The sequence below is a fragment of the Sphingomonas sp. Leaf4 genome (genome assembly GCF_920939515.1).
Taxonomy (GTDB): Bacteria; Pseudomonadota; Alphaproteobacteria; order Sphingomonadales; family Sphingomonadaceae; genus Sphingomonas.
Genome location: NZ_CAKLBB010000013.1, coordinates 12612 through 35242 on the forward strand (window position 1 = coordinate 12612; position 22631 = coordinate 35242).

Annotated in this window: 19 protein-coding genes and 2 pseudogenes; 12 read left to right on the top strand and 9 right to left on the bottom strand. The window is 62.9% G+C overall.

What is annotated here, in order from left to right; genetic code table 11:
* Positions 1-8: 8 nt before the first annotated feature.
* Genes LRA89_RS20575 through LRA89_RS17265 form a run of 3 tightly spaced genes read right to left on the bottom strand, consistent with a single transcriptional unit; the run spans position 9 to position 2584 of the window.
* A complete protein-coding gene (locus tag LRA89_RS20575) occupies positions 9-611 on the bottom strand; it encodes an acyltransferase (protein WP_329958524.1) in 603 nt (200 codons plus the stop codon).
* Between the two features lie 24 nt (positions 612-635).
* Positions 636-1796: a glycosyltransferase family 4 protein gene (locus LRA89_RS17260; protein ID WP_230772201.1), complete on the bottom strand. Its 1161-nt coding sequence runs from the start codon at positions 1794-1796 to the stop codon at positions 636-638.
* A complete protein-coding gene (locus LRA89_RS17265; RefSeq protein WP_230772283.1) occupies positions 1793-2584 on the bottom strand; it encodes a WecB/TagA/CpsF family glycosyltransferase in 792 nt (263 codons plus the stop codon). Before LRA89_RS17265 ends, LRA89_RS17260 begins: the two co-directional genes overlap by 4 nt.
* Positions 2585-2839: 255 nt before the next feature.
* Between LRA89_RS17265 and LRA89_RS17270 the strand changes: the two are divergent.
* A pseudogene (locus LRA89_RS17270) lies at positions 2840-3787 on the top strand (IS481 family transposase).
* A gap of 231 nt (positions 3788-4018) precedes the next feature.
* Here the strand turns inward: LRA89_RS17270 and LRA89_RS17275 are convergent.
* Both LRA89_RS17275 and LRA89_RS17280 read right to left on the bottom strand, forming a co-directional pair.
* The gene (locus tag LRA89_RS17275) at positions 4019-5380 is read right to left on the bottom strand and encodes a hypothetical protein (protein ID WP_230772202.1); all 1362 of its coding nucleotides are present in this window, start codon (positions 5378-5380) and stop codon (positions 4019-4021) included.
* Positions 5377-5970: a recombinase family protein gene (locus tag LRA89_RS17280; RefSeq protein WP_230772203.1), complete on the bottom strand. Its 594-nt coding sequence runs from the start codon at positions 5968-5970 to the stop codon at positions 5377-5379. The genes LRA89_RS17275 and LRA89_RS17280 overlap by 4 nt, the downstream gene beginning before the upstream one ends.
* A 129-nt stretch (positions 5971-6099) precedes the next feature.
* Between LRA89_RS17280 and LRA89_RS17285 the strand changes: the two genes are divergently transcribed.
* Positions 6100-8931, top strand: a complete 2832-nt coding sequence (locus LRA89_RS17285) for a Tn3 family transposase (protein ID WP_230772204.1) — start codon at positions 6100-6102, stop codon at positions 8929-8931.
* A 100-nt stretch (positions 8932-9031) separates the two neighbouring features.
* Here the strand turns inward: LRA89_RS17285 and LRA89_RS20650 are convergent, their stop codons facing one another.
* A complete protein-coding gene (locus LRA89_RS20650; RefSeq protein ID WP_443025007.1) occupies positions 9032-9169 on the bottom strand; it encodes a hypothetical protein in 138 nt (45 codons plus the stop codon).
* A gap of 3 nt (positions 9170-9172) precedes the next feature.
* Between LRA89_RS20650 and LRA89_RS20655 the strand changes: the two are divergent.
* Both LRA89_RS20655 and LRA89_RS17295 read left to right on the top strand, forming a co-directional pair.
* Positions 9173-9448 (top strand): annotated as a pseudogene (locus LRA89_RS20655) (DUF2779 domain-containing protein); the annotation flags it as partial.
* 187 nt (positions 9449-9635) lie between these two features.
* Complete coding sequence (locus LRA89_RS17295; RefSeq protein ID WP_443025008.1) at positions 9636-10100, top strand: recombinase family protein; 465 nt, start codon at positions 9636-9638, stop codon at positions 10098-10100.
* A gap of 163 nt (positions 10101-10263) precedes the next feature.
* Here the strand turns inward: LRA89_RS17295 and LRA89_RS17300 are convergent, their stop codons facing one another.
* Together LRA89_RS17300 and LRA89_RS17305 are read right to left on the bottom strand one after the other, a co-directional pair.
* A complete protein-coding gene (locus LRA89_RS17300; RefSeq protein ID WP_230772207.1) occupies positions 10264-11994 on the bottom strand; it encodes a flotillin family protein in 1731 nt (576 codons plus the stop codon).
* A gap of 31 nt (positions 11995-12025) precedes the next feature.
* A complete protein-coding gene (locus LRA89_RS17305) occupies positions 12026-12649 on the bottom strand; it encodes an OB-fold-containig protein (protein ID WP_230772208.1) in 624 nt (207 codons plus the stop codon).
* A 138-nt stretch (positions 12650-12787) separates the two neighbouring features.
* Between LRA89_RS17305 and LRA89_RS17310 the strand changes: the two genes are divergently transcribed.
* From LRA89_RS17310 to LRA89_RS17330, 5 genes are all read left to right on the top strand, one after another.
* Positions 12788-13066 carry a helix-turn-helix domain-containing protein gene (locus LRA89_RS17310; RefSeq protein WP_230772209.1) on the top strand — a complete coding sequence of 93 codons (279 nt, stop codon included), beginning with the start codon at positions 12788-12790 and terminating at the stop codon, positions 13064-13066.
* Positions 13063-14301, top strand: coding sequence for a type II toxin-antitoxin system HipA family toxin (locus LRA89_RS17315; RefSeq protein WP_230772211.1), 1239 nt, complete (start codon positions 13063-13065; stop codon positions 14299-14301). The genes LRA89_RS17310 and LRA89_RS17315 overlap by 4 nt, the downstream gene beginning before the upstream one ends.
* A gap of 100 nt (positions 14302-14401) precedes the next feature.
* Positions 14402-15766, top strand: coding sequence for an oligosaccharide flippase family protein (locus LRA89_RS17320; RefSeq protein WP_230772213.1), 1365 nt, complete (start codon positions 14402-14404; stop codon positions 15764-15766).
* Positions 15763-16932: a glycosyltransferase family 4 protein gene (locus LRA89_RS17325; protein WP_230772215.1), complete on the top strand. Its 1170-nt coding sequence runs from the start codon at positions 15763-15765 to the stop codon at positions 16930-16932. The genes LRA89_RS17320 and LRA89_RS17325 overlap by 4 nt, the downstream gene beginning before the upstream one ends.
* A 73-nt stretch (positions 16933-17005) precedes the next feature.
* The gene (locus tag LRA89_RS17330; RefSeq protein WP_230772217.1) at positions 17006-17209 is read left to right on the top strand and encodes a hypothetical protein; all 204 of its coding nucleotides are present in this window, start codon (positions 17006-17008) and stop codon (positions 17207-17209) included.
* Between the two features lie 497 nt (positions 17210-17706).
* Here the strand turns inward: LRA89_RS17330 and LRA89_RS17335 are convergent, their stop codons facing one another.
* A complete protein-coding gene (locus tag LRA89_RS17335) occupies positions 17707-18771 on the bottom strand; it encodes a hypothetical protein (RefSeq protein ID WP_230772219.1) in 1065 nt (354 codons plus the stop codon).
* Between the two features lie 266 nt (positions 18772-19037).
* Between LRA89_RS17335 and LRA89_RS17340 the strand changes: the two genes are divergently transcribed.
* The 3 genes from LRA89_RS17340 to LRA89_RS17350 all read left to right on the top strand — a co-directional run bounded on the left by LRA89_RS17340 (position 19038) and on the right by LRA89_RS17350 (position 22592).
* Positions 19038-20015, top strand: coding sequence for an NAD-dependent epimerase/dehydratase family protein (locus LRA89_RS17340; protein WP_230772221.1), 978 nt, complete (start codon positions 19038-19040; stop codon positions 20013-20015).
* A gap of 93 nt (positions 20016-20108) precedes the next feature.
* A complete protein-coding gene (locus LRA89_RS17345; RefSeq protein WP_230772222.1) occupies positions 20109-20996 on the top strand; it encodes a rhamnan synthesis F family protein in 888 nt (295 codons plus the stop codon).
* Positions 20997-21167: 171 nt separating this feature from the next.
* Positions 21168-22592, top strand: coding sequence for a sugar transferase (locus LRA89_RS17350; protein WP_230772224.1), 1425 nt, complete (start codon positions 21168-21170; stop codon positions 22590-22592).
* The last annotated feature ends 39 nt before the right edge of the window (positions 22593-22631 follow it).

Here is a 22631-nt window from a genome sequence, read left to right on the forward strand (position 1 = left end):
CAGAACTGTCAGACGTCGAGCATTCGGATCACCCGCGCCGGATTGCCACCCACTACCGCCATCGCCGGGACCGGTTTGATAACAACGCTACCAGCGGCCACAATCGCCCCATCACCGATCGTCACGCCCTTCTGAATGATCGAACGCGCGCCGATAAATACATCGTCGCCGATCCTCACTGCCCGGCTTATCGTTAACCAGTCCGGACGGGCATAACGGCGCCCAACCGGGGCATGAGGATGAAAATCTGTATCGAAGATCAGGACGTCGGCCCCGAACAGACACCGCTCGCCGATGCGAACGCTGACGGCCGCGCAAATCGTCGTACCGCTAAGGCCACAATCTGCCCCGACTATGATCTCCGCGCCAAGTGTCAGACAGCGGAGCACGACCGGGTGCGACGTGCCAAGCGCAGTGCCATCCGCCCGGCTGTTCAGTACGCACCGCGCCCCAATCCGAATCGTACCAATATCTCCGCCTGATAGGATTGGGAGGCCCACGATCCAACTGCCGTGTCCAATCTGGACGTGGTGTATCTTAGCTTGGATCCGCCCGATCCCAGTCCAAATCCGATCGCGGACACCGCGATATTTATCGGCGATCCGCAACATGCTCTTGGTCCTTCCCGAGGCCATTCAGCCACGCCGTCCGGCTGCTAGTGCGGCACGCACGCCATCGGCAAAACGTTCTGCCATTGCCTCAATCGTATAATTATCCGATAGCAGGCGTGCGGCAGCCGTCATGTTCTGCAACCGTTCGGTATCGCCCAGCAGTCCGACCACTGCCACGGCATAGGCGGCCGGATCGTCCCATCCCTGCACCCGTAGCCCGTTTACGCCGTTTTCCAGATAGGCAATCTCTGGGCTGTGCCACGGAAAATCAGTCGTGATTGTTGGTAGCCCTGCTGCGGCCGCATCAAGAATCGCCAGCCCAAGCAGCCCCGGCATCAGAAAAATTTTCCCTAGCCGCATCAGTTCAACCTTGTCGGTGCCGAAGCGCGGCCCCATTACTTTTATCCAAGGCCGCGATGTCGCTAGCTGCTTGATCAGCGGCAAATCCACGCCGCCGCCTGCCACGATAAGTTCAAAATCTGGCACAGACGCTCGGATCAAATCAGCCGCCGCCACTAGATAATCAAGCCGCTTGTCAGGGTAGAGGCCGCCTACGAACACAGCGACATTGTTGCCGGTTAGCCCGAGTTCGACACGACGCGCCTGCATACGTTCCGCCGTCACCGCATTGGCGGCACGGCGCACAGTACCTGAATCGACGGCGTTGTTGAACACGGTAATGCGATCGTCAGGGAAACCCAGCGCTGCGATGTGGCTGCGGGTTTCCTCAGTATAGCCGAACCACCAATCAGATTTATCCGCCCAGAATTGCTTGAATCGTTCGGCACGCCCATCAGGATTGCGTGACTGGAAATTTCGACCATGCCCAAACAATGCAATCTTTGGCTTCAGAAGTCGACGGAACAGTTGAACCGGATAGTTCAGCAGCAGCCTATTTTCTTGGATAATAATCGCAAGGTCGGCTGACAGCAACGCACGCAGTGCGGGCTGATAGATCAGTGGCTGCCCCAAACGGTAGATATAGCGATTCCGGATTTTTCGGCCAAAAGATAAGTTAACTGCATCGTTCTTACGCTCCTCAATTCGGTCCGGCTGGCCGTAGACGACAACATAGTCGACCCGATCGCGCTGTAGGTTCTCGCGCACTAGTTCATGGAAAGCCTGACGATAATGGAATACAGTATGCGTCAAAAATACTACCTTGCGGCTAGCCGATCCGTTCACTTGCGATCTCGCCAACCGGCTAGTATTACTTTACCAACAAAATGCGGTGCCATCACCAAGTAGCGACGCCACAGTCGTCCGGGTTCGCTAGCCAAGCGGTGGAGCCATTCCAGACCGTTATGGTGCATCCATTCCGGCGCACGCTTCACATCGCCAGCATAAAAATCGAACGCTGCACCGACCCCGATCAGTGTCGCACCGGGGATGCGGCCGACATGATCGCGCATCCAATATTCCTGCTTAGGAGTTGACAGGCCGACCCAAACAACATGCGGGCGCGCCGCAGAAATCTCCGCCGTCGCGGCAGCATCTTCTTCGGTGGACAGTGAGTGAAAAGGCGGCGTGCTGGCACCTGCGACATTCAGCTTGGGAAATCGCGTCTGCAGGGCCGCCGCCATACGTGCGGCCACGCCGGGCTTTCCGCCGTAGAAATAATGGCGGATGCCGTTGTCGACCGATACCGCACACAGCGCGGCAACCAAATCAGCCCCACAGACCCGCGACACATCATGACCGCGATGTCTAGCGATCCAAACTAGCGGCATGCCGTCCGGCGTAACCATGCCAGCATGATTATGAATAGACATAAGTTCCGGATCGTTCTGCGCACGCATTACGCCATGAACGTCGCGGATGCAGACATATTCGGCCTGTCCCCGCTGCACCCAGTTGACGATAGTCGCGACGGCGCGCGGCATCGTCACCAGACTGACCGGTACGTCCAGCACCCATGTGGAGGACAGACCTGCCGAAGAATGAGACAGTAACGGGTCCCGTTGAACGACCACCAAATTCGTTTCCCTACAATCGCGCTCCCCCCCACACATTCCCGACCAATCGCCCCAAACCTCGGACCATGTCCTGGGCGAGCCGGTACGGGACCGTCTTTAGGAGAGTCCAATGTTGCCTAGAGGCGGCAATTTTTGTTGTTTACGATGTTATCATCCGCCACTTTGCTTGTACAGGTTTACAGTAAGTGCTGCTAGATGTTTGATCCCACGGTTTGATAGTGCGATCCTTTCGCTGGAATGGAAGGAAGCCGTATGGGACAGGTACGTCACGGGGGCGCCACGACCACGCACGCCGTCCGAGCAGCAATACAGTGATCGCAAGCTTCGCTCGCGACGCTAAGCCGTGAGCTGGGGATCAACCCGAAGACGGTCGCGAAGTGGCGAAAGCGGGCGACGGTCGAGGATTTGAACACCGGGCCGAAGGCCCCTCATTCAACGACTTTGTCCGAGGCCGAAGAGGCGATGGTGGTAGCGTTCCGTCGGCATACGCTACTGTCGTTGGACGACTGCCTTTATGCCCTGCAACCATCTGACACGATCAGCATTGCGTCGTTGTCTGCAGCGGCATGGCATATCCCGCTTGCCGGACATCGAGGGCGATAAACCAAAGCGGCAACGCTTCAAACGCTATCCGATCGATTTTTTCACATCGATATCGCCGAGGTGCAGACTGCCGAAGGCAAGCTCTACTTATTCGTTGGCATTGATTGCACCAGCAAGTTTGCGGTCACCCAACTGGTCGACAAGGCTGATCGACGGACAGCATGGGAATTCCTAGAAAACTTGCTGAAGGCCGTGCCGTACCGGATACACACGATCCTGACCGATAACGGTACCCAGTTCGCTGAGCAGTCCCGCAACCGGAACACCGCCTGGTCACAACAGATGCGCTTCGACATGATCTGCGAGGCAAACGACATTGAGCACCGGCTCGCCAAACCGAACCATCCCTGGACGAGCGGCCAGCTCGAGCGGATGAACCGGACCATCAAGGAAGCGACCGCCAAACGCTTCCACTACGAGGGCCACGACCAGTTGCGGACGCACCTTGCCGACTTCATGGCCGCTTACAACTTTGCTAGCAGGCTCAAGACGCTCAGCGGTCTCATGCCCTACAAATACATTGCCAAGATCTGGACGTTGGAGCCAGATCGGTTCGTTCTCGACCCGATCCACCAGATGCCGGGACTAAACACATAAGGCTGTGATGGCGCTTTTCGGCTACTGAACGCCGCGCAGGCGATGCTCGCAGGCAGCGAACCGCACCCTACGACTGGCGATCATTACCGCTCGCCGCATTCCTACGCTTTTAGCGCACATTGCCATGCGGCGCTGCCGCCGGGCCCCGACTGACCGGTCACGATCCTGCCGGCCAGCGTACATTATTGGGACGTGGATTCACGGTAGGCAGCACGGTGGGTTACGACGGAGCTATTTCCGCAGGTTTTCGATACCGAGTTCGCGCCAGATCCAGGTGAAGTCGTAGGTTGCCATCGGGTCGTTCGGGTCGGGCTTTGCGCCGCTGCGGTTTTCGAGGTGCTTGAGCCATGTCGTCAGTCGGTCGCAGCCGGCCGCGGTTTTGGCGGCCGCGCGTGGGGTGACGTCGCCGAGCATGCCGACCGGTTCGTCGAGGGTGGCGCGGTACTGGCGGTCGAGCATGGCGTGGACGAGTGGGATCGCGACCTCCGGCGGAACACTCGGGGCGGGTTCGGATGCGGTCAGCCCTTCCGCCCGCGCCGCCATGGCCTGTTCGACCGTCTCGATCGTGGTGAGCGGGGTGCCGACCAGGCCGGTGAGCGCATCGGCGATCAGGGCGGTGCCGCGCGCCGCGCGTTCGCCTGAGGTGACGGCGAGGATCAGCGCGCGGCCCTTCAGCTCGATGTTGCCGAGCACGGGTGTGCCATCGGCCATCGTCACGCCCCAACGCATCTTGCCCGTACCTCTCGCGGCCTTGCCGGGCTGGTCGCCCAGCCAGTTCCAGACGTGGCTGGTTTCGCGCTGGAGCGCGGCCACCGTATCGAGCCGCTCGCCGATCAGGGCGTGGGTGGCGCCCCGGGCGAAGGGAAAGCGGACGCGGTGGAACACCACTTCCTCGCCGTCACTGTTGTGCAGCACCGGGATACCCGCCGGCTCCATGGTTCTGGGAACGATGTCGAACAGCCAGGCGGTGGTGATCAAGACGGGCAGCGCGCGCAGCTTGTCATCGTCGAGCACAAGCGGGGTGTGCGGACTGCGCTTTCCTTCTGCCCGGCGAAGCCCGCGCACCAGATCGTCGGCCGCCTCCATCGGGAACGACAGCAGCCCGCCCGACAGGAGATGCCTGCCGCCGATCTCGACGACGCGGGCACCGATCCTGTCCCATTGCTTCAGCGTCTGTGAAGCGCTGCGCTCGGACACGCGCACCGGCTCGCCGCCCCGGATCAGGTCGCGCACGAGGAACCCGCTGCCGGTCTCTACCTCGCTGACTTCGTACAGGCTCATCACCGACGATCGGAGCGCACGCATATAGGCCTTGGCGGGGCCGCTCTCGTTCCAGCCCCGGCGTTTGATATAGTCGTCGACGATGTTGCGGCCATCAGGTTCGAGGTCACGCGTCAGCAAATCCTCGAACGCGCAGCCCCACAGCACGCCCGCCCAATGGTCGCCGACGATATCGGCGAGGTCTTCGTAACCGAAGTCGAACTCGTCCATTGCAAGTTCGAGATGATCGCCGAGTGCCTCGCCCAGATGGTCGGCCCAGGCCGGCGAGGTGGCGAACTTCATCAGACCGGACAGGTCGTGGCCCCGCTTCATGCCGCTTCTCCCTGCTGCTGGCGCCAGGCCGCGACGATGCGCGAGACGGTGGGTTCGCTGACGCCGTAAAGCCGGGCCATCTCGGCACCGGACTTGCGGCCCGAGGTGACGGATTCGGCGATCTCGCGGCGCTGTTTGTCGGCCAGCTTGCGCCGGCGTCCACCGATCCGGCCCTCGGCGCGCGCTTGCGCCAGACCCGCGCTGGTGCGCTCGCGGATCATCGCGCGTTCGAATTCGGCGAAGCTGCCGACCATTTGCATCATCATGCGGCCTGCGGCCGTGGTGGTGTCGATCGCCTCGGTGAGCGAGCGGAAACCCGCGCCCGCCGCCTCGATCCGGTCCATGATATGAAGCAGATCCTTCAGGCTGCGCGATAGCCGGTCGAGCTTCCAGACGACGATCACGTCACCCGCGCGCAACTGCGCGATCATCTCGTGAAGCTTCGGCCGATCCCACCGCCCGCCGCTGGCAGTTTCCTCGAACACGCGCCGGCAACCGGCTGCATCCAACGCGCGAGCCTGCGCGACGTTGGACTGTTCTTCGCCCTTCGACACGCGAGCATAGCCGATCAGATAGGGTATGGTGTCCAAGCGCGCGCCTTTCCCAAACGGCCGTATCCGGAGGCCCGATCGGCCGCCACGGATTTCCGCTGCCTTCCGCCTTTCACAATCCTCTTTCACCAAGCATCCGAAAGGCAAGCGGTTTCTGGAGGATGGAACATGCCCGCACGCATTCCGATGACCGGGCGTCAGCGCACCGCACTGCTGGCGCTGCCCGACACCGAGGCAATGGTAGTGCGATATCATAGCCTCGACGCCAGCGATCTGGACGCGATCGGCACCGCGCGGACACCGGCCACCCGGCTCGGCTATGCGCTGCAACTGTGCTGCCTGCGCTATCCGGGGCGCCACCTGCGCGCAGGCGAACTGCTGCCGGCGATCATGCTCGACCATATCGCCGAACAGATCGGCGTGGAGGCGGACGTCATCGCTGACTTCGCGAGGCGCACGCCCACCCGCTACGACCAGCTCGCCACGATCAAGGCACGCTTCGGATTCCGCGACCTCAGCCGCCCGGTCCGAGCCGATCTGATGACCTGGCTCGGACAAACCGCAATGCCACTCACCGACGGATGCTATCTCCTCGACCGGCTGCTGGAGAAGATGCGCTCGGAGCGCATCGTCATTCCCGGCATCAGCGTCGTCGAGCGGATGGCGGCCGAGGCGATGCACCGCGCCGAAACCGATCTCATCACCGCAGTCGATCGCAGCCTCGATGCCGAAATGCGTCGTCGGCTCGACACGCTGGTCGACGGCAAAGTGCATGACCGGCAGAGCCGCCTGTCCTGGCTGCGCGAACCCCAACCGCGGGTCGCCCCGGCATCGCTCGACGCGATCGTCGAGAAGGTGACACTGATCCGCTGGACGGGCGTATCGGTGCATCCGGTTGATCCGGCCCATGAACCGCGCCTTGCGCAATTCGCGCGCGAGGGCGTCCGCTACACCGCGCAGGCCTTCCAGCAGATGCGACCCGCCCGTCGCAGGACCGTGCTGCTCGCCACCTTGCGCGAGATGGAGGCGACGCTCACCGACGCGGCGATCACCATTTTCGGCGCACTGGTCGGTCGGGCCCGCCTGCGGGCGCGCAAGCGGCTCGAGCAACGGGTCGCCGTGTCGAACCGGGAAGGGCGTGAACGCCTGCTCCGCGTCGCGGTCTTGCTCGAGACGGTGGCGAGGGCGGCACGCGCTGGCGAGGATGTGGGCGCGGCCGTCAGCCGGATCGCCACGCTCGACACGCTCGATGCCGATGCCGCGATCATCCGGCGCACCGCATCGTCGCACCGCGACGACGTATTGGGCGAGATCGCGCCGGAATACCGCGCCTTCAAGCGGAGTGGTCCGGCGTTCCTGCGTGCGTTCGACTTTCACGGACGGGTGCATACGCAGAGCCTGCGAGCGGCGATGACGATCCTCGTCGACCTCGACGGCGACTGGCGCAGGTCGCTGCCGGACGACATGCCGCTCGGTCATGTCGAACGGCGCTGGCGGCGTCATGTCGGACATGCCGGTGCGATCGACCGGACATCCTGGGAAATGGCGACCTACGAGGCGCTCGCGGGCGCGTTGGCGTCGAGCGATATCTGGGTTCCGACCGCAAAAGTACATCGCGCGCTGGGCGTATTGCTCGCACCGGCACCGGGCGTCCTGCCCAGGCCGGCGATCCTGCCCGGTGATGCGCATGCCTGGCTCGATGAACGCGCGAACCGGCTCGACACGGCCCTCCTCGCGGTCGAGCGCAACCTTGGCCAGCGCGACGCCGTATTTTTCGAAGGCGACCGGCTGCGCTTCCCCAAGGAGCTATCGGACGATACCGACCGCGATGGCGGGCGCCGCTTCGCGCTTGCCTGTTACGCCAGGCTGCCCGCCACCCGTATCACCGACCTTCTGTCGCAGGTCGATCGCTGGACCGGCTTCACCCATCATTTCAGCCATGTCTCGACCGGACTACCGCCCGGTGATGACCGCGCCTTTCTCGCCACGTTGATCGCCGAGGCGACCAATCTCGGCCTGTCGCGCATGGCCGAGGTCTGCGGCGCTGGGTCACGTCGGACCCTTTTGCGGATGCAGACATGGCATATGCGCGAGGAGACGTTCCGCGCCGCACTCGCCTGCCTGACCGACGCCATCCATGCCGAGCCGCTTGCCGTCTGGTTCGGACAGGGACGTCGCGCGTCCGCCGACGGGCAGGCATTTCCCCTGGGCGGTCCCGGCGAGGCGATCCACGCGCTCGACGGCATCCATGGTCATGCGGCAGGAGTCGATCCCGCCACGCTCCATGTCGATGGAGGCGGCGTGTCCGACATCGTGTTCGCGGTCAGCCGTCTGCTCGGGCTGGATTTCGAGCCGCGTATCCCGCGCCTGTCGGATCGCCGCCTCTACGCCTTCGAGCCGGCACGCCACTATGGCAGGCTGGCGCCGCTGTTCGGCCGCCGGCTCGACCGCGATCGCATCGTTCCCCACTGGCCGGAGATCGCCGAGGTCATTGGCGCGATCCGGAACCGCACGGTCACACCGTCGCTGATCCTCGGCAAACTCTCCGCCCAGCGTCAGCAAGGCGGGCTTGCCGCGGCCCTGCGCGAGATCGGGCGGATCGAACGTACCCTGTTCACCCTGCGCTGGTTTGAGGACGCCGACCTGCGGCGTACCGTCACCGCCGAACTGAACAAGGGCGAAGCGCGCAACAGCCTTGCCCGTGCCGTCGCCTTCCACCGCCTCGGCCGATTCCGCGACCGCGGCCTCGAGAACCAGCAGACCCGCGCCGCAGCCCTCAACCTCGTCACCGCCGCCATCATCCTGTTCAATTGTCGCTATCTCGGCCGCGTGGTCGAGGATATGCGGCATCGCGGTGTTCCGGTCGATCAGGCCATGCTGGCAAGCCTTTCGCCCTTGGGCTGGGACCGTATCAATCTCACCGGCGATTACGTCTGGGCCGAAAATCCCGAACTCGACGCCGATGGCTTCATGCCGCTGCTCACCAAGCCACTACCGTGAATCCGTGGCCCAATAATGTACAGGGGCCCTGCCGCGCGGTGCCGGCAAGCGCTTTGCCGAGCAGGGGCTGGACGATCTGACCTTCGTTCCGCCGGCCGAACTACGCTGCGACACCGATCGCCGCATACAGCGCGCGAGCATCACCGGGGTCGCCGAACACGATCTCGTAGGCATCGCCGGCGCGACGCGCGACTGAAGTCAGCCGCGCATCTGGCTTAATTTCGAGACGGTCGCGCATGCCTTGCCGGTCTGGGCGCGCGCGCGTCCCTATGAACAGGTGCTGTTCCAGTTCGTCGCCGATGTCGAGGCGGCCGACGGCCATGTCGAGCGCAGCAAGTTCCTCTCGCTGGACGGTGAGAATCCGTGCCCTGCCTGCGCTGAGGCATTGGCAGCACTGCCCGCGCCAAGTGCGGTGATAGCGTGGCATGCAATGTTCGAGCGCGGCGTGATCGAACAGCTCGCCCGCCGCTTTCCCGATCTTGCCGGGGTGCTCTATCGCCTTGCCGACCGGATTGTCGACCTGCTGCCTGTCGCGAGCGACCATTGGTATCACCATGACCAGCGCGGCCACTGGTCGATCAAGGCGGTGCTGCCGGCGATCGCCCTCGAGTTCGATTATGCCATGCCCGAGGTGAATGCCTGCAGTGATGCGGTCAAGGCATACCCAAGAAAGCCAAGTAACGATGGGCGAGCAGCAAAGCGAAATGATCCGGGCAGCGCGCGTCTATCTGCGTGTCAGTACCGACCAGCAGGATCTGGCACGGCAGGAAGCGATTGTCGCAGGCGCGCGGGCGGCGGGGTTCTATGTCGCGGCGGTATATCGCGAAAAGGCGTCGGGTGCGCGCGCCGACCGGCCTGAGCTGTTGCGGATGGTCGACGACCTGCAACCGGGAGAGGTGGTGATCGCCGAGAAGATCGACCGGATCAGCCGCTTGCCGCTGCCCGAGGCCGAGCTGCTTGTCGCCACGATCCGGGGCAAGCGTGCCGGCCGCTACACGGGGCGCAAGCCCGACCTCGCCCACCACCGCCGTATCATCGCCTTGCGCGAGGCTGGCATGAGCATCGCCCGAACTGCCGAACTGGCGGCGTGCAGCATCGCGCAGGTCAAGCGCGTGACCGCGCTGCACCGGGCCAAGCTTGCCCAATCGTCAAAGGTGCCTGCCGAGTAGACGGCCAATACTTTGCAAGCCCCGCGAACCGACGCCAAAGATCGGCGCCGCTATCCGCGCGCAGGGTAAGGCGATGGGCTGAATCCAAGTCGAGAGCACCAAACGCCTCAACGTGGTTCGGGATGCCGGCGGCGATCGGGTGTCGGTCCGCAATTCCGGCCTATCAACCCGCCCCGTCACCCGTCGGCGAACCGGTCTCCCTCATGCCGGACCGCGCATCGCGCGATGCGCTGGTCGATGCGGCACCGCTGCCTGCCAGCATGCCGTTCAGCGATCCGCCAACCATACCGAGTTCGGCCATCAGCCCGTCGATCAGCGGCCCGCCGACGCGGTAGCGCATCGCGGCGGCAACCGCCGCGTCGGCGAGATTGCCCGGAGCCCCCTCGGCGGCGCCATCGCTCCCACCACCGTCGCCATGCAGGCCGCGCGCGTCGACGATGCTGATCCGGTCTATGTTCTCGATCGGCTTGCCCGCCGCCGCGAGGATCGCGGGCAGCGCGTCGAGCATCGCCCGGCGCACCAGTAGCGCGGTCTGCGCTTCGTTGAGGATGTTGGTTGCCTCGTTGAGCGCCGCCTGTCCTGCGGCGTCGACCTTGAACGCCGCCTCGCGGCCCTCGGCGCGGGCCTTTTCGGCCTCGGCCTCGGCGATCGCCTCGGTGCGCAGCGCGCTGGCGCGGGCTTCGGCGGCTTCCTTTTCGGCGGTTGCGGCGACGGTGATCTGCACCGCCTCTTCCTGCGCGCGCTGGGTCGCGGCGATGACCGCGACGCTCTTGTTGCGGTTCGCGATTTCGGTCGCCTTGGCGGTGGCGACGCTCTCCTCGGCGCGCACCGCCAGCGCACGCGCCTCGTTGGCGGCGGCGGTCGCGGTTGATTCCTCCTCGGACTTCTGTGCGGTCTGCACCGCCGTGGTGATCCGCGCGATCTCGATCGTGCGGTCGCGTTCGATCGTCGCGGTCTGGATCGCGCCGTCGCGCGCGATCGTCGCGGTCTTGATGATCTTGTCGGCTTCGGTCTGGGCGACGGTCTGCGCCTGGGTCGCGGTGATCCGCGCGATTTCGGCGAGGCGGGTCTGCTCGGCCTCGGCGGTGGCGATCGCTGTCGTCTGTTCGGCGCGCCGTGCCGCCAGCGTCTGCTCCTGCACCAGCCTTGCCTGTTCGGCCGCCTGCGCGATTTCCAGCGACTGGTTGTTCGCCTCGAGGTTGCGCTGCTCGATCGCGACGCGGTTGGTCGCGACGATGTCGTTGCGGATCTTCTTGCGCTCCTCGATCGTGCGGGTCAGCACGGTCAGGCCTTCGGCATCGAACGCATTGTTTTCGTTAAAATGTTCGAACGCGGTTTGATCGAAATGGGTGATGCTGACCGATTCCAGATGAAACCCGTTCATGTCGAGGTCGGTCATCAGCGCTTCCTGCACCTTCTGGATGAAGTCGGCGCGGTTGGCGTGGAGATGCTCCATCGTCATTGTCGCCGCGACCGACCGCAACGCCGAGACAAGCTTGCCGTCGAGCAGCGATTTGACCGCATCGCCGCTGTTGACCGAATCGCCCAGCGTCTGCGCGGCGGCGGCAATCGATTCCGCGTCGGGTTTCACCTTGATATGGAACAGCCCGACGACATCGACCCTGAGCTTGTCGAGGGTGATGAGCGCGTCCTTGTTGAGCCGCGACACCTCCAGCTTCACCGTCGTCAGCCGGACCTGCATCAGTTCGTGCAGCACCGGAAACACCATGATGCCGCCATTCAGCACGACCTTTTCGCCGCCGAACCCAGTGCGGATCAGCGCCACGTCCTTCGTCGCGCGGCGATACAGCCGGGTCAGCACGATGCCAATCACGATGAAGGCGAGAAGGACGATTCCCGCATAGATCAAAATGGTTACAAGCGATTCCGGCACGTCGATCCCCCCTGGCGTGCCTTATCCTGACCTAGAGCGGCGTGAAGATCGATCCCCTGTCGGGCAGCGCGAAGAAGATTTTGCCCTCGCGCCGGACCAGCAGCGCGGTTTCGCCCGCCGCGATCGCATCGCCGTCGTCGTGCGGCTCGACCATGACGACATGCGCCTGCCCGTGGCGATCGATCACCTTGGCGCGGGCCGGCATGCCGCGCCGCGCCGTCCCTTCAAGGATGGTGCCGTGCCCGCGCAGCAGTTCGTCGATATGGATCACTGTCGTCTCATACCCGGGCATGACCCGCGCGAGGCCATTCGCCGCCAGCGTGTTGAGTAGCGCGCCCGCGACCAGCGCCCCTGCCAGCGCCCAGCCCCACGCGAGCGGCGCACCGGTCAGCGCTGTCGCCCCCTGCTGGAGCGCGATGCCGGCGATGGTGACGCAGCCGAGCAGCGACGTCAGCCAGATCAGGATCGGCAGCTCCCCGCCCAGCCCCAGCCAGTCGAGCACCCCGCCCGCCCCGTCGGCATCGGCTCCGACCCCGGTATCGAGATCGAGCTGGCCCAGCCCCAGCCCGACCGCTTCGATCAGGCCGATGCCGATCATGACGGCGAACGTCACGGCGAAGGGCAGATAGGCCGGCGTCAGGAACTGCGCGAACATGGGCGAGGGTGTATCAGTTCATGTCGGGCGTGTCAGGCGTTGCCCGCGGGGACGTGGTGGCGCGGACCACAAATCGAAATATCGGCCGTATATGGCCAATATATTTCTATTTATGCCAATATCGGCCATATAAGGCCCATGCTGCACACCCCCACCGAACTGGCGATGACGATTGGTGCGGCGATCCGCGCGCGGCGCAAGGCGATGGGCTGGACCCAGGTCGAAAGCGCCAGGCGGGCCGGGGTCGCGCACCGGACGTGGCGGCGGATGGAGACGGAGGGCCGGGCGTCGATCGACGATCTGGTCCGTGCGGCGCTGGCGCTGCGCTGCGAGGATACGCTTGCCGCGCTGTTCCCGCTGCCAGCGGCGACCAGCATCGACGCCCTGCTCCGTCAGCAAACGGGCACCGCAAGATGAAGCTGACACCGGGACACCCGCTCGCATTGTCGCTCCATGGGCAAGGACCGGTCGCGCGCGTCGCCTTCGCTGACCGCCGCGCGCAGCTCGAATGGGATGCGACGGTCGTGGCGGCGGGGCTGCGCGTCTCGCCGCTCTATTATCCGCCCGAGCCGGGACTGCATGGTGCGCGCGCCGCCGGGTTCGACGGGTTGCACGGCTTCCTGGCCGATAGCCTGCCCGAAGGCTGGGGTGCGCTGCTGATGCGACGCCGCCTGTATCGGATGGGGATCGATCTCGGAAGCCTGTCGCCGCTCGACCGACTGGCGCTGGTCGGCGATCATGGCCGTGGCGCGTTGACCTTCGCGCCGGCGACTACTCCGCCACCCGACGATCACGCCATCGATCTTGACATGCTTGCCGCCGAATCGCGCGCGATCCTGCAAGGGCGGGGCGAGGGGTTGAGCGACCTGCTCGCCGATCTGGGCGGGGCGTCGGGCGGTGCCCGACCCAAAGTCCATGTCGGCTTCGGCAGCGATGGTACGATTAGTGCGGGCGATGGCGAACTGCCCGCCGATCACGCCGCATGGATCGTCAAATTTCCTGCCGCCGCCGATCCGGCCGACATCGGTCCGCTGGAACTCGCCTATGCCACGATGGCGACCGCCGCCGGGGTAACGATGGCGGAGACGCGCCTTATCCTGGCGGCAAGCGGCCCGGGCTGGTTCGCGACGCGGCGCTTCGACCGACCGGGTGGGGGGCGGCGGATACATATGGCGTCGCTCGCCGGTGTGATCGAAGCACCGCCGCACATCGCGGGCGCGGTCGACTATGACCTGTTCCTGCGCGCGACGCGGGCGATCACCCGCAACGACGCCGATGTGGTCGAGGCGTTTCGCCGGATGATCTTCAATGTGCTGGCCGGCAACCGCGACGATCATACGCGCCAGCACGCCTATCTGATGGACGATCGCGGCGAATGGCGGCTTGCCCCGGCCTATGACCTGACCTTTTCCGACGGGCCGGGCGGCGAACATTATCTGGCGGTTTCAGGCGAAGGACGTAGCGTGACGCGCAGCCATGTCGACCGGCTCGCCAGGGTGCATGGCGTGCCGCCGCGACAGGTCGCCGCGATCGTCGACCGGGTCACGGCGGCAGTGGCAGGCTGGACCGCCGCCGCCCGCGACGCCGGCGTCACGCGCGACACGACCGCGCTGGTCGCGGCCCGGTTATCGGTGATCGCCGACGGGTTCTGAAGCGCTGTCCGGTCGGAGCGGGCGACCTTTGCCGATCGGCGAACCCCGGCGTTCGGGGCGGCCGTTGTCCGGGGTCGATTTGCTCCCTAAGGCTCGCGTCATGGACAGGGGGGACGACAGCGACAGGACCGGTGCGGCCTCCCCCGCCGAGGGCTATCTTGGCAAGTTCGCGTGGACCATGGGGACGTTCGTCGCCTCGGCGGGGTTGAAGTTCGGCCTCAACATCGTGCTCGCGTGGTTGCTGGCGCCGTCGGTGCTGGGGGTGATGGTGGTGGTCAACGCCATCCGCCTCGGGATCGAGCTGCTGAGCGACGTCGGCATCGAGCAGAATATCGTCCATCATCCCGACGGGCTCGACCGGCGATTCCGCGACATCGCCTGGACGCTGCAGTTGCTGCGCGGGGTGATGCTGACCGGCATCTTTCTGGCCGCCGCGCCGCTGCTGGGGCCGGCCTATGGGATCGACACCCGCATCTTCCTGCTCGCGGCACTTTCGCCTGCGATCGGCGGCGCACATTCGACCGCGATCTTCGTGCTGGTCAAGCAACTGGAAGTGCGGCGGCGCAACCTGTTCGAGCTGACCTGCGAAGCGGCGGCGTTCGCGGTGCAGGTGGGGCTGGCGCTGTGGCTACGCTCGGTCTGGGCACCGGCGATCGGCCTCGTCCTCGCGGTCGCGATCCGCTCGGCGCTGAGCTATACGCTGCCCGATGCCGGACAGCGCTGGCGACTGGAGCGGACCACGGTGCTGCGGATCGTCCATTTCGGCAAATGGATCGCGATCACTTCGCTGGCGACCTATGCCGCGAGCAACCTCGACCGGCTGTATCTGGGACAGGTCGTGCCGCTGGCGCTGCTCGGCATTTACGGCGTCGCCCGCGCGATCGCCGAGGTGCCGACCACCCTTGCCGGACGCATGGGCTATCAGATCGTCTTCCCCGCGCTGGCCGGTGTGGCGCCGCTCGATCGGCCCCAGGCACTGGCGCGGATCGGGCATATCCGGGCACTGTTCGTCTGGTCGGTCTGCGCCGGGCTGGCCGCAGTCGCGGCGGGAGCCGATCTGGTGATCCGCGCCATCTATGATCCGCGCTATGCCGAAGCGGGATGGATCCTGAGCGTTTTGCTCGGTGGCGCGGTGTTCGCGGTCCTCTCCAACCTCAACGGCGCGCTGCTGCTGAGCGCCGGACGCCCGTTCTTCGCCAGCATCGCCAATCTGTTGCGCCTCGGCACGCTCGCGGTGCTGCTGCCGCTCGGTTACCGGGTGGGGGGCTTTCCCGGCGCGGTAGCGGCGATCGCGCTTACCGAGTTGTGCCAATATGGCTATGTCGCGATCGGGCTCCACCGCGTCCGGCTGCACTTCTGGCGACAGGACCTGCTGGCAGCCGGCATGGCGGCGGGGGTGTTCGCGGTGTTGCTGGCGCTGCGCTGGGAACTGGCGCTGGGCAGTCCGCTGGGGGGAATGCGATGAAGCGGTTGCTGATCGTGCAGTTCGCCGGGGATTTCCGTGAATCCGACCGGCTGCGCCGACTGACGGGCGAGGAAACCTATTACGGCCACGGCTATATCCTCGACCAGCTCGAGCGGTTCCGGGATCAGGCCGAGGCGGTCGGCTTCCTGTGCGGGCTGGCGCCGCCCTATCACGAGACTCTGCCGAGCGGGGTGACGGTGATCGGCGCGGGGACCGATTTCTACCGCGATCCGGGACCGGTCCTGCGCGCGGTCGAGGCGTTCGATCCGACGCACCTGATCGTGTGCGGGCCGATGATGGCGCTGATCCGCTGGGGGCTTGCCCGGCGTATCCATCTCGGTGTGCTGCTCGCCGACAGTTTCGCCGGACTGTACGACCGCTGGTGGCGGTTCCGTCGCCTGCCGGCGCTGCTCAACGATCCCGGTGTCACGCTGGTCGCGAACCATGGCCGCAATGCCGCGCGGGCGCTCGTCGATTTCGGTGTCCACCCGGCCAAGGTGCTGGCGTGGGACTTTCCGCACCATCGCACGCCCGCCGACCAACTCCCCAAAAATCGGCCGGCGGGCGAGACGTTCCGCTTGCTCTATGTCGGTGGACTGTCGACCAGGAAGGGGGTCGGCGATCTGATCCGTGCGGTCGCGGCCTTGCGCGACCGGATCGACGTCCGCCTCGAACTGGTCGGGGCGGGCGCGCGACCGCGTTTCGAGGCGCTGGCCCGGCGTCTGGGGGTGGCGGACCGGGTGCGGTTCGTCGGACTGGTGCCCAACCACCAAGTCCCGGCGATGATGCACGCCGCCGATGCGGTGGTGGTCCCCAGTCGCCACAGCTTTCCCGAAGGGCTGCCGCTGACCCTGTTCGAAGGGCTGGCCTCGCGCACCCCGGTGATCGCGTCAGACCATCCGATGTTCGCCGGGCATCTGGTCGACGGCGAAAGCGCGCTGATCTTCCCGGCGGGGAAGGTCGGCGCGCTCGCCGATGCCGTCCTGCGCCTTGCCGGCGATCCCGACCTTTATGCCCGGCTGTCGCTCGGGTCGGCGGCGGCATGGGCGCGGATGCAGAACCCGGTCAAATGGGGCGACATGCTCGACCATTGGCTGCGCGATATGGCTGAGGATCGCGTGTGGCTGGCGGGGCATAGCCTGGCTCCACCAACGGCGGTGCTCTGACCAGCGCACGACACATTAAAGCGGTTTCCGTGAGCTGGCGCAGTACCAGCGCGCTCTGACCCGCGAGCGGGTGATGGCCGGACTTGCCGTGGCGAAACGCCGAAGGCAGCAGGGTGGCAAGCCGCCGATGATCGACGTAGAGAAGATCGAGGCGCTCACCACAGCGCTCGACGCAGATGCCAGCAAGGCGGCAGTGTGTCACAACTTCAGCGTCGCTTGTTCGACGCTGACTAGCACGTTGACGTGGATCAGTTGGACCGCGCCCGCCAGAGCCTGACCCCCCAAGCGCCGCGTCGTTCCGTCCCGACTGAGATGCAGCGCGTCGACCTACCGGCCTTGGCAGAGGGCAAAGCCGCATTGGAGCGGGAATGGGCGCTCTTTTGGAAGGCTTGCAAAAATCGGTTGAGGGCCAAGCCCCAGTCCGCATCTGTATAGAATGGACTGTGAATGAAACTGGTTGGAATTGCCTTGCATAGGAAGCCCAAACCGGGAAGGGTTTTGACCCGCGGTCGGTGACGAGTTCGGCGGCTTAAGTAGCTGCTTCTCGCATTGATCGTCCGCCAGCAGTCTGTTTCCCTTCACAGCTCCAGACTGCTGGCGGTCAAGGCACATTTGCTAAAAACGTATACTCTCTTTGTATTCGAATTTTATATTCATTGAACAATGAATTTATTGAAAAGATTTGGTAAATTCAGGCTATGAAGTTTTAAATCATCTGAAAAATTAAATCGTAATTATTTCAATAAATATTATTATAATTTGCGAATTTATGCATTAATTAGCATCAATGTTCAATGTTAGCATTGCATTGACAGATTTACATAATTCTTGCGTAGGAAATTGGCCCCATGCCGCTGGATCAATCTGACGCAGTGTGGGAACGCTAGTATAATAACCATGAGTAGTGGTGATAAGAGGAATTTCATTATCGATTGCATATAAGTCAATCAATGAAGTTACTTCAAAAAAACTTGCGTTAACAAGTAGTGATGCTCCAGAAACTGCTGGAAAAAACAGATTTTTAGGAAGTTGGCTGACATAGATAATGCCATTCTCCAAAGCAAAATCGATAGTTTCCCGGAAGTAGGAAATATCGGATCCGGTGCCTCCGGCCAGCACGATTTCATAACCACGGTCGCGTAAATTCATCTTGGCTAGCGTTTGAAGAGCAGCAAGTTGGTTTTTGCGGGGCTCAATCCGCCCGGCGACTAAAATATAGCGGGGTAACGCAACCGCATTGGGAGCGACATAGTCCGCCACTGGGTGCGGTAATAGCCATGTCATGCGGGACGGAGAGCCGAATTGTGTAGCGATCTCTGATAGTTCGACTGTAGATGTTATCAGTAGTTCGCAGCGTATCATGAGATCGGCGATGGTTTGTCTACGTCGCAATGCTACGCGGAGGCGACGAAAATCGCGCGTTCGAACGGCTTTTGCCGCATCTACCATGGCTTCGTACCGGTCGGGCCGCCTGCCGGCAATCATCCCCAACATACCTTTAAGGCCGCTAACTTTGGCAAGGTACTTGGTGATTCCTGCCCCGGGATGGTGGAGGGGATATAGTAGTACGCGGCTGTCGGGATGTGCGTGTTCAAGCGCAAGGGCCGCGTCATAGGGACGATCGATATTGAACAGGAACATCAAATCGCGTGCATCCAGCCTGGCGGGCAATTGTGCCACTCCGGTGATGGACACATTCGCTCCCGCAGCCTCGGCCTTGCGGGCGATCTGCCGGGCGAGATCGACATCTCCGCCCGGCTTGGTGGCATGGTCGCTGCGCAGCACGAAATAGCAATGACGATAGCCGGCAAGCGTATCGATGTCGAAAAATGCTACCAACGTCGTCGTCCCCGTCCCTTAACGCCAACTGCATTGGCGCTATCATCGAATTAGAGCAAGATATCCGACCGTACGAGGCAATCCCGGATGAAGCCGGTGGCCCATGCCATTGACAAGGAGCAACGAACTCGTAGGTGCGCAGGACAATGCCGACACCCGTCGTTCGAGAGCAGACGCAGGGTAACGGGCCGAAGCGATTACGACGTGGGCCATGATACTTCTGCCAAGCGGAACGCAGACACCGTCATGGCCGGTATCCGTACGGGGTGGCGAGAAGGATAAACATTCTGCGCGGGGCCAACGGCATAGCGATGCATATCATTGTTCTAGGCGGCAACGGGTTCATCGGCAGCCATTTCGTCAAGCATGCGGTCGGAGCCGGGCACCGGGTGACCGTGGTCGATCTGATGCCAACACCGCGCCATCGTCACGGCATGGCGTTCGATTTCTGGTCGGGCGGCACCGCCGACCTTGCCAACGCGACTGATCTGCTGCGGTCGGCCGACGCGATCGTCCATTGTGCCTACTCCACCGTACCGGCTACCGCCAACGCAGATCCAGCACGGGATATTACCGACAATCTGGTGCCATTGGTGGCCTTGCTCGAAGCGATGGATGCCGCCGGGTTGCAGCGGATCGTCTACCTGTCCTCGGGCGGTGCGGTGTATGGACGACCACGGATGATGCCGATCCCGGAAGATCATTCGCTCGATCCCATCAGCGCCTATGGTGTGACCAAGGTCGCATCCGAGAAATACCTTGGCATGTATGCCGAAAACCGGGGTTTGCGCCCTGTCGTCCTTCGTCCGGCCAACCCATATGGCGTGGATCAGGGCAAGGTCGGCCTGCTGGGGGCGGTGACAACCTTCCTCAACCTGCTGGCGACAGGCGAAACGGCGACCATCTGGGGGGACGGATCGATCGTGCGCGATTTCGTCCATGTCGACGACATGTCCCGTCTGATACTCGCGGCGGTCGAACAGGATGTGCCCGGCGTCTACAATTGCGGATCGGGCAGCGGCTGTTCGCTGAATGCGCTGGTCGATACGATCGAGATGGTTACCGGCCGGCGGCTGCCGTTGCGCCACGAACCCGCCCGAGGCTTCGACCCGCCCGAAATCATACTGGACATCACCGCCGCGCGCACAGCGTTTGGCTGGCAGCCGCAAGTGTCGATCGAGGAAGGGATACGTGACGTAGCGCTAGGCCTTGGCCTGTTCGAGAAGGCCGCCTCGGAAGCTTGATCGGAGGGGGGGGTACGTGGATATCATCATGTTGCGGGTTGGGCTATGGCGGGCCAATCCTCCCGCCCCTCCACGACAGGATGTCTGTCACTAATGCTTTCGATCCTGAACGTCAGTGTCACGGAAAAAATTCAGCCGCATACCGTGCTGATGCGCGACTGGACGTTCGTGCCCTCGACTCCTTGGTACGGAGCGTTCGCCCACCGGCTCAAGGCAACATTGGCCGGTCGGCGGCCTCCGCCCCAGCACCAGGTCCTCAAATCCCCGTCGCAACGCGCCCGATGGATCGTCTACTTCGTCTATCTGCCCGATGCCGCGCTGACGACGGCACATCGCTATACGCTGGAAAGACTGGCCCAGTCCGATGCCGGGCTGTTCGTGGTCTGTGCCTTGCCGTCCGGAGAAAAAATTCCGGCAGCGATTTACGACTATGCTGATGCCGTCGCATCCAAAGGATTGAGCGGGTTCGATTTTTCCGCCTATGCGCTTGGACTTCGAGAGATCGTCGAACATAGCCCGGGGTGCGACCTGTTCGTTCTGAATGACTCCGTCCTCGGACCGTTCACCGACATCGACGACGAGTTCGCGACCGCGCGCTGGGATTTCACCGGCTACACGGGACAGGCACTGATCGAAAATCATATTCAGTCCTATGCCTTCATCATCAAAAGCGTCGATGCGGCATTGGAGCGGGCATTGCGTCCGGTCCTGCCCGAAAAATATACGTATGATCGATATAAAGACGTTGTTTTTCAACAGGAAACCAGACTGGCGCGCATCGCCAGTCAGCATATGTCCGTTGGGGTGAAATGGTTCGCGGATGCCTCGACAGGAGTGGACCCATCGTTCTTCTGCGCGATCTCGTTGCTGGAAACCGGGTTTCCGTTTTTAAAGAAATCACTCCTGCATCGACGGCCGGATATTTACGCGCGCGATGACATCCTTGGCCTTCTCGAAACCATGGGGCATCCCCGGCCATGAGCACTGGTGATATATTTGCATCGGCGAAAACAGGTTTTGTTCATATGAGAGATTGTTGCGTCAGTGTAACCGACACGCTCTAGGAACCTTCGGTATATCCAGGCTGCCCTGGGCATATGCCATAAGCGGTAATCAGCCGTGTCGTACTATCGGACCTGTGGAACGAATTAGATGAATACTCCCGACAATCACTATGATGACCGAAAGACCGGTTCTATGTCCAACGGGATATCTGGTTCCGATACCGGTTCGACCGTTTCGATCAGCAATATGGAGACGCGGCGGTTTCGCTGTTATATTGTCCTTGCCCTGACGGACATGATCGCGATCGGCCTGGGCTTTCTATTCGCGAATCTGTTCTATATCGGCACATGGTCGTCCATGCACGGCACGACGATGTTCAGTGTCTTGCTGATGATATATTTCTGGGCAGCGGCGATCAACGGCTCCTACAATGCCGTCGTGCTACGCGATCCGCGGATCGGTGCATTCAAGGCCATTCGTGCGATCATCGGCGCCGCTGCGGTAATGCTCATCATCGCCTATTCCTTCAAAGTGGGCGCGGCCTTTTCCCGCTGGATTTTCTGGACCGGACTGCTCGCGGCGATCGGATTGCTGGTAACCTTCAGGTTGGTTCTGGGGCATATCATTCTGCAAAGTCTGGGCGGCGCGCCGTTCAGTACCGTCGTCGTCGTCGACGACATCGAATGGCAAACGGATCCGCAGGACCTGGTCATCGACGCTGCCAGAATTGCTTTCGATCCACGGACCGAAGATCCGCTGGAGTTTCATCGTCTGGCCAAGATGGTCGCGCACGCCGACCGGGTCGTGATCGCCTGTCCCGACGAACAGGTGATCGCTTGGGCCCATGTCCTCAAATGCATGGCGGTGGATGGTGAAATCCTGACGCCTGACGTGGATCGTATCGGTATCATCGGGGTCAGCCGCTACCAGAACAATCGGACGATGGTTGTATCGGCGGGACCGCTGCATCTGCGCGACCGCATCATGAAGCGGATGTTCGACATCATCGTCTCGGCGATCGTGCTGTTCATCCTGTTGCCGTTGCTGATCGGCATCGCGATCGCCATACGCTTGGAGTCACCTGGACCGATCCTGTTCCGTCAGCAGCGGATCGGGCGTGACAACACCTTGTTCATGATGCTGAAGTTCCGCAGTATGTATCATGACCAGAGCGATGCGACCGCCAGTGTCCTGACGACGCGATCGGATAGCAGGGTCACCCGAATGGGCCAGTTCATCCGTCGCAACAGCATCGATGAACTGCCTCAGCTAATCAACGTATTCCTTGGTGACATGAGCATGGTGGGGCCGCGTCCGCACGCTTTGTCCGCACGCGCTGCCGAACAGCTTTATTGGGAAATCGATGCGCGGTATCGCCATCGTCATGCCGTCAAGCCCGGTGTGACCGGGCTGGCGCAGGTTCGGGGGTTTCGCGGCGCCACGGTCCTCACCGAGGATCTGACCAATCGATTGGCGTCGGATCTGGAATATCTACGCGATTGGTCGATGAGCAAGGATTTGTGGATTTTGTTTCGGACGATCTACGTTATCCGGCATGACAATGCCTTCTGAACTACTCGTCCCGACCGTGACACCCTCCGAAGACGGACT

What these genes read in the sequence shown, in the direction of transcription:
- LRA89_RS20575 (WP_329958524.1), bottom strand. Translation starts at nt 611, where the DNA reads ATGTTGCGGATCGCCGATAAATATCGCGGTGTCCGCGATCGGATTTGG.
- LRA89_RS17275 (WP_230772202.1), bottom strand. Translation starts at nt 5,380, where the DNA reads ATGAAGCGGGGCCACGACCTGTCCGGTCTGATGAAGTTCGCCACCTCG.
- LRA89_RS17285 (WP_230772204.1), top strand. Translation starts at nt 6,100, where the DNA reads ATGCCCGCACGCATTCCGATGACCGGGCGTCAGCGCACCGCACTGCTG.
- LRA89_RS20650 (WP_443025007.1), bottom strand. Translation starts at nt 9,169, where the DNA reads ATGCGCGACCGTCTCGAAATTAAGCCAGATGCGCGGCTGACTTCAGTC.
- LRA89_RS17295 (WP_443025008.1), top strand. Translation starts at nt 9,636, where the DNA reads ATGATCCGGGCAGCGCGCGTCTATCTGCGTGTCAGTACCGACCAGCAG.
- LRA89_RS17305 (WP_230772208.1), bottom strand. Translation starts at nt 12,649, where the DNA reads ATGTTCGCGCAGTTCCTGACGCCGGCCTATCTGCCCTTCGCCGTGACG.
- LRA89_RS17310 (WP_230772209.1), top strand. Translation starts at nt 12,788, where the DNA reads ATGCTGCACACCCCCACCGAACTGGCGATGACGATTGGTGCGGCGATC.
- LRA89_RS17315 (WP_230772211.1), top strand. Translation starts at nt 13,063, where the DNA reads ATGAAGCTGACACCGGGACACCCGCTCGCATTGTCGCTCCATGGGCAA.
- LRA89_RS17320 (WP_230772213.1), top strand. Translation starts at nt 14,402, where the DNA reads ATGGACAGGGGGGACGACAGCGACAGGACCGGTGCGGCCTCCCCCGCC.
- LRA89_RS17325 (WP_230772215.1), top strand. Translation starts at nt 15,763, where the DNA reads ATGAAGCGGTTGCTGATCGTGCAGTTCGCCGGGGATTTCCGTGAATCC.
- LRA89_RS17330 (WP_230772217.1), top strand. Translation starts at nt 17,006, where the DNA reads ATGGCCGGACTTGCCGTGGCGAAACGCCGAAGGCAGCAGGGTGGCAAG.
- LRA89_RS17345 (WP_230772222.1), top strand. Translation starts at nt 20,109, where the DNA reads ATGCTTTCGATCCTGAACGTCAGTGTCACGGAAAAAATTCAGCCGCAT.
- LRA89_RS17350 (WP_230772224.1), top strand. Translation starts at nt 21,168, where the DNA reads ATGAATACTCCCGACAATCACTATGATGACCGAAAGACCGGTTCTATG.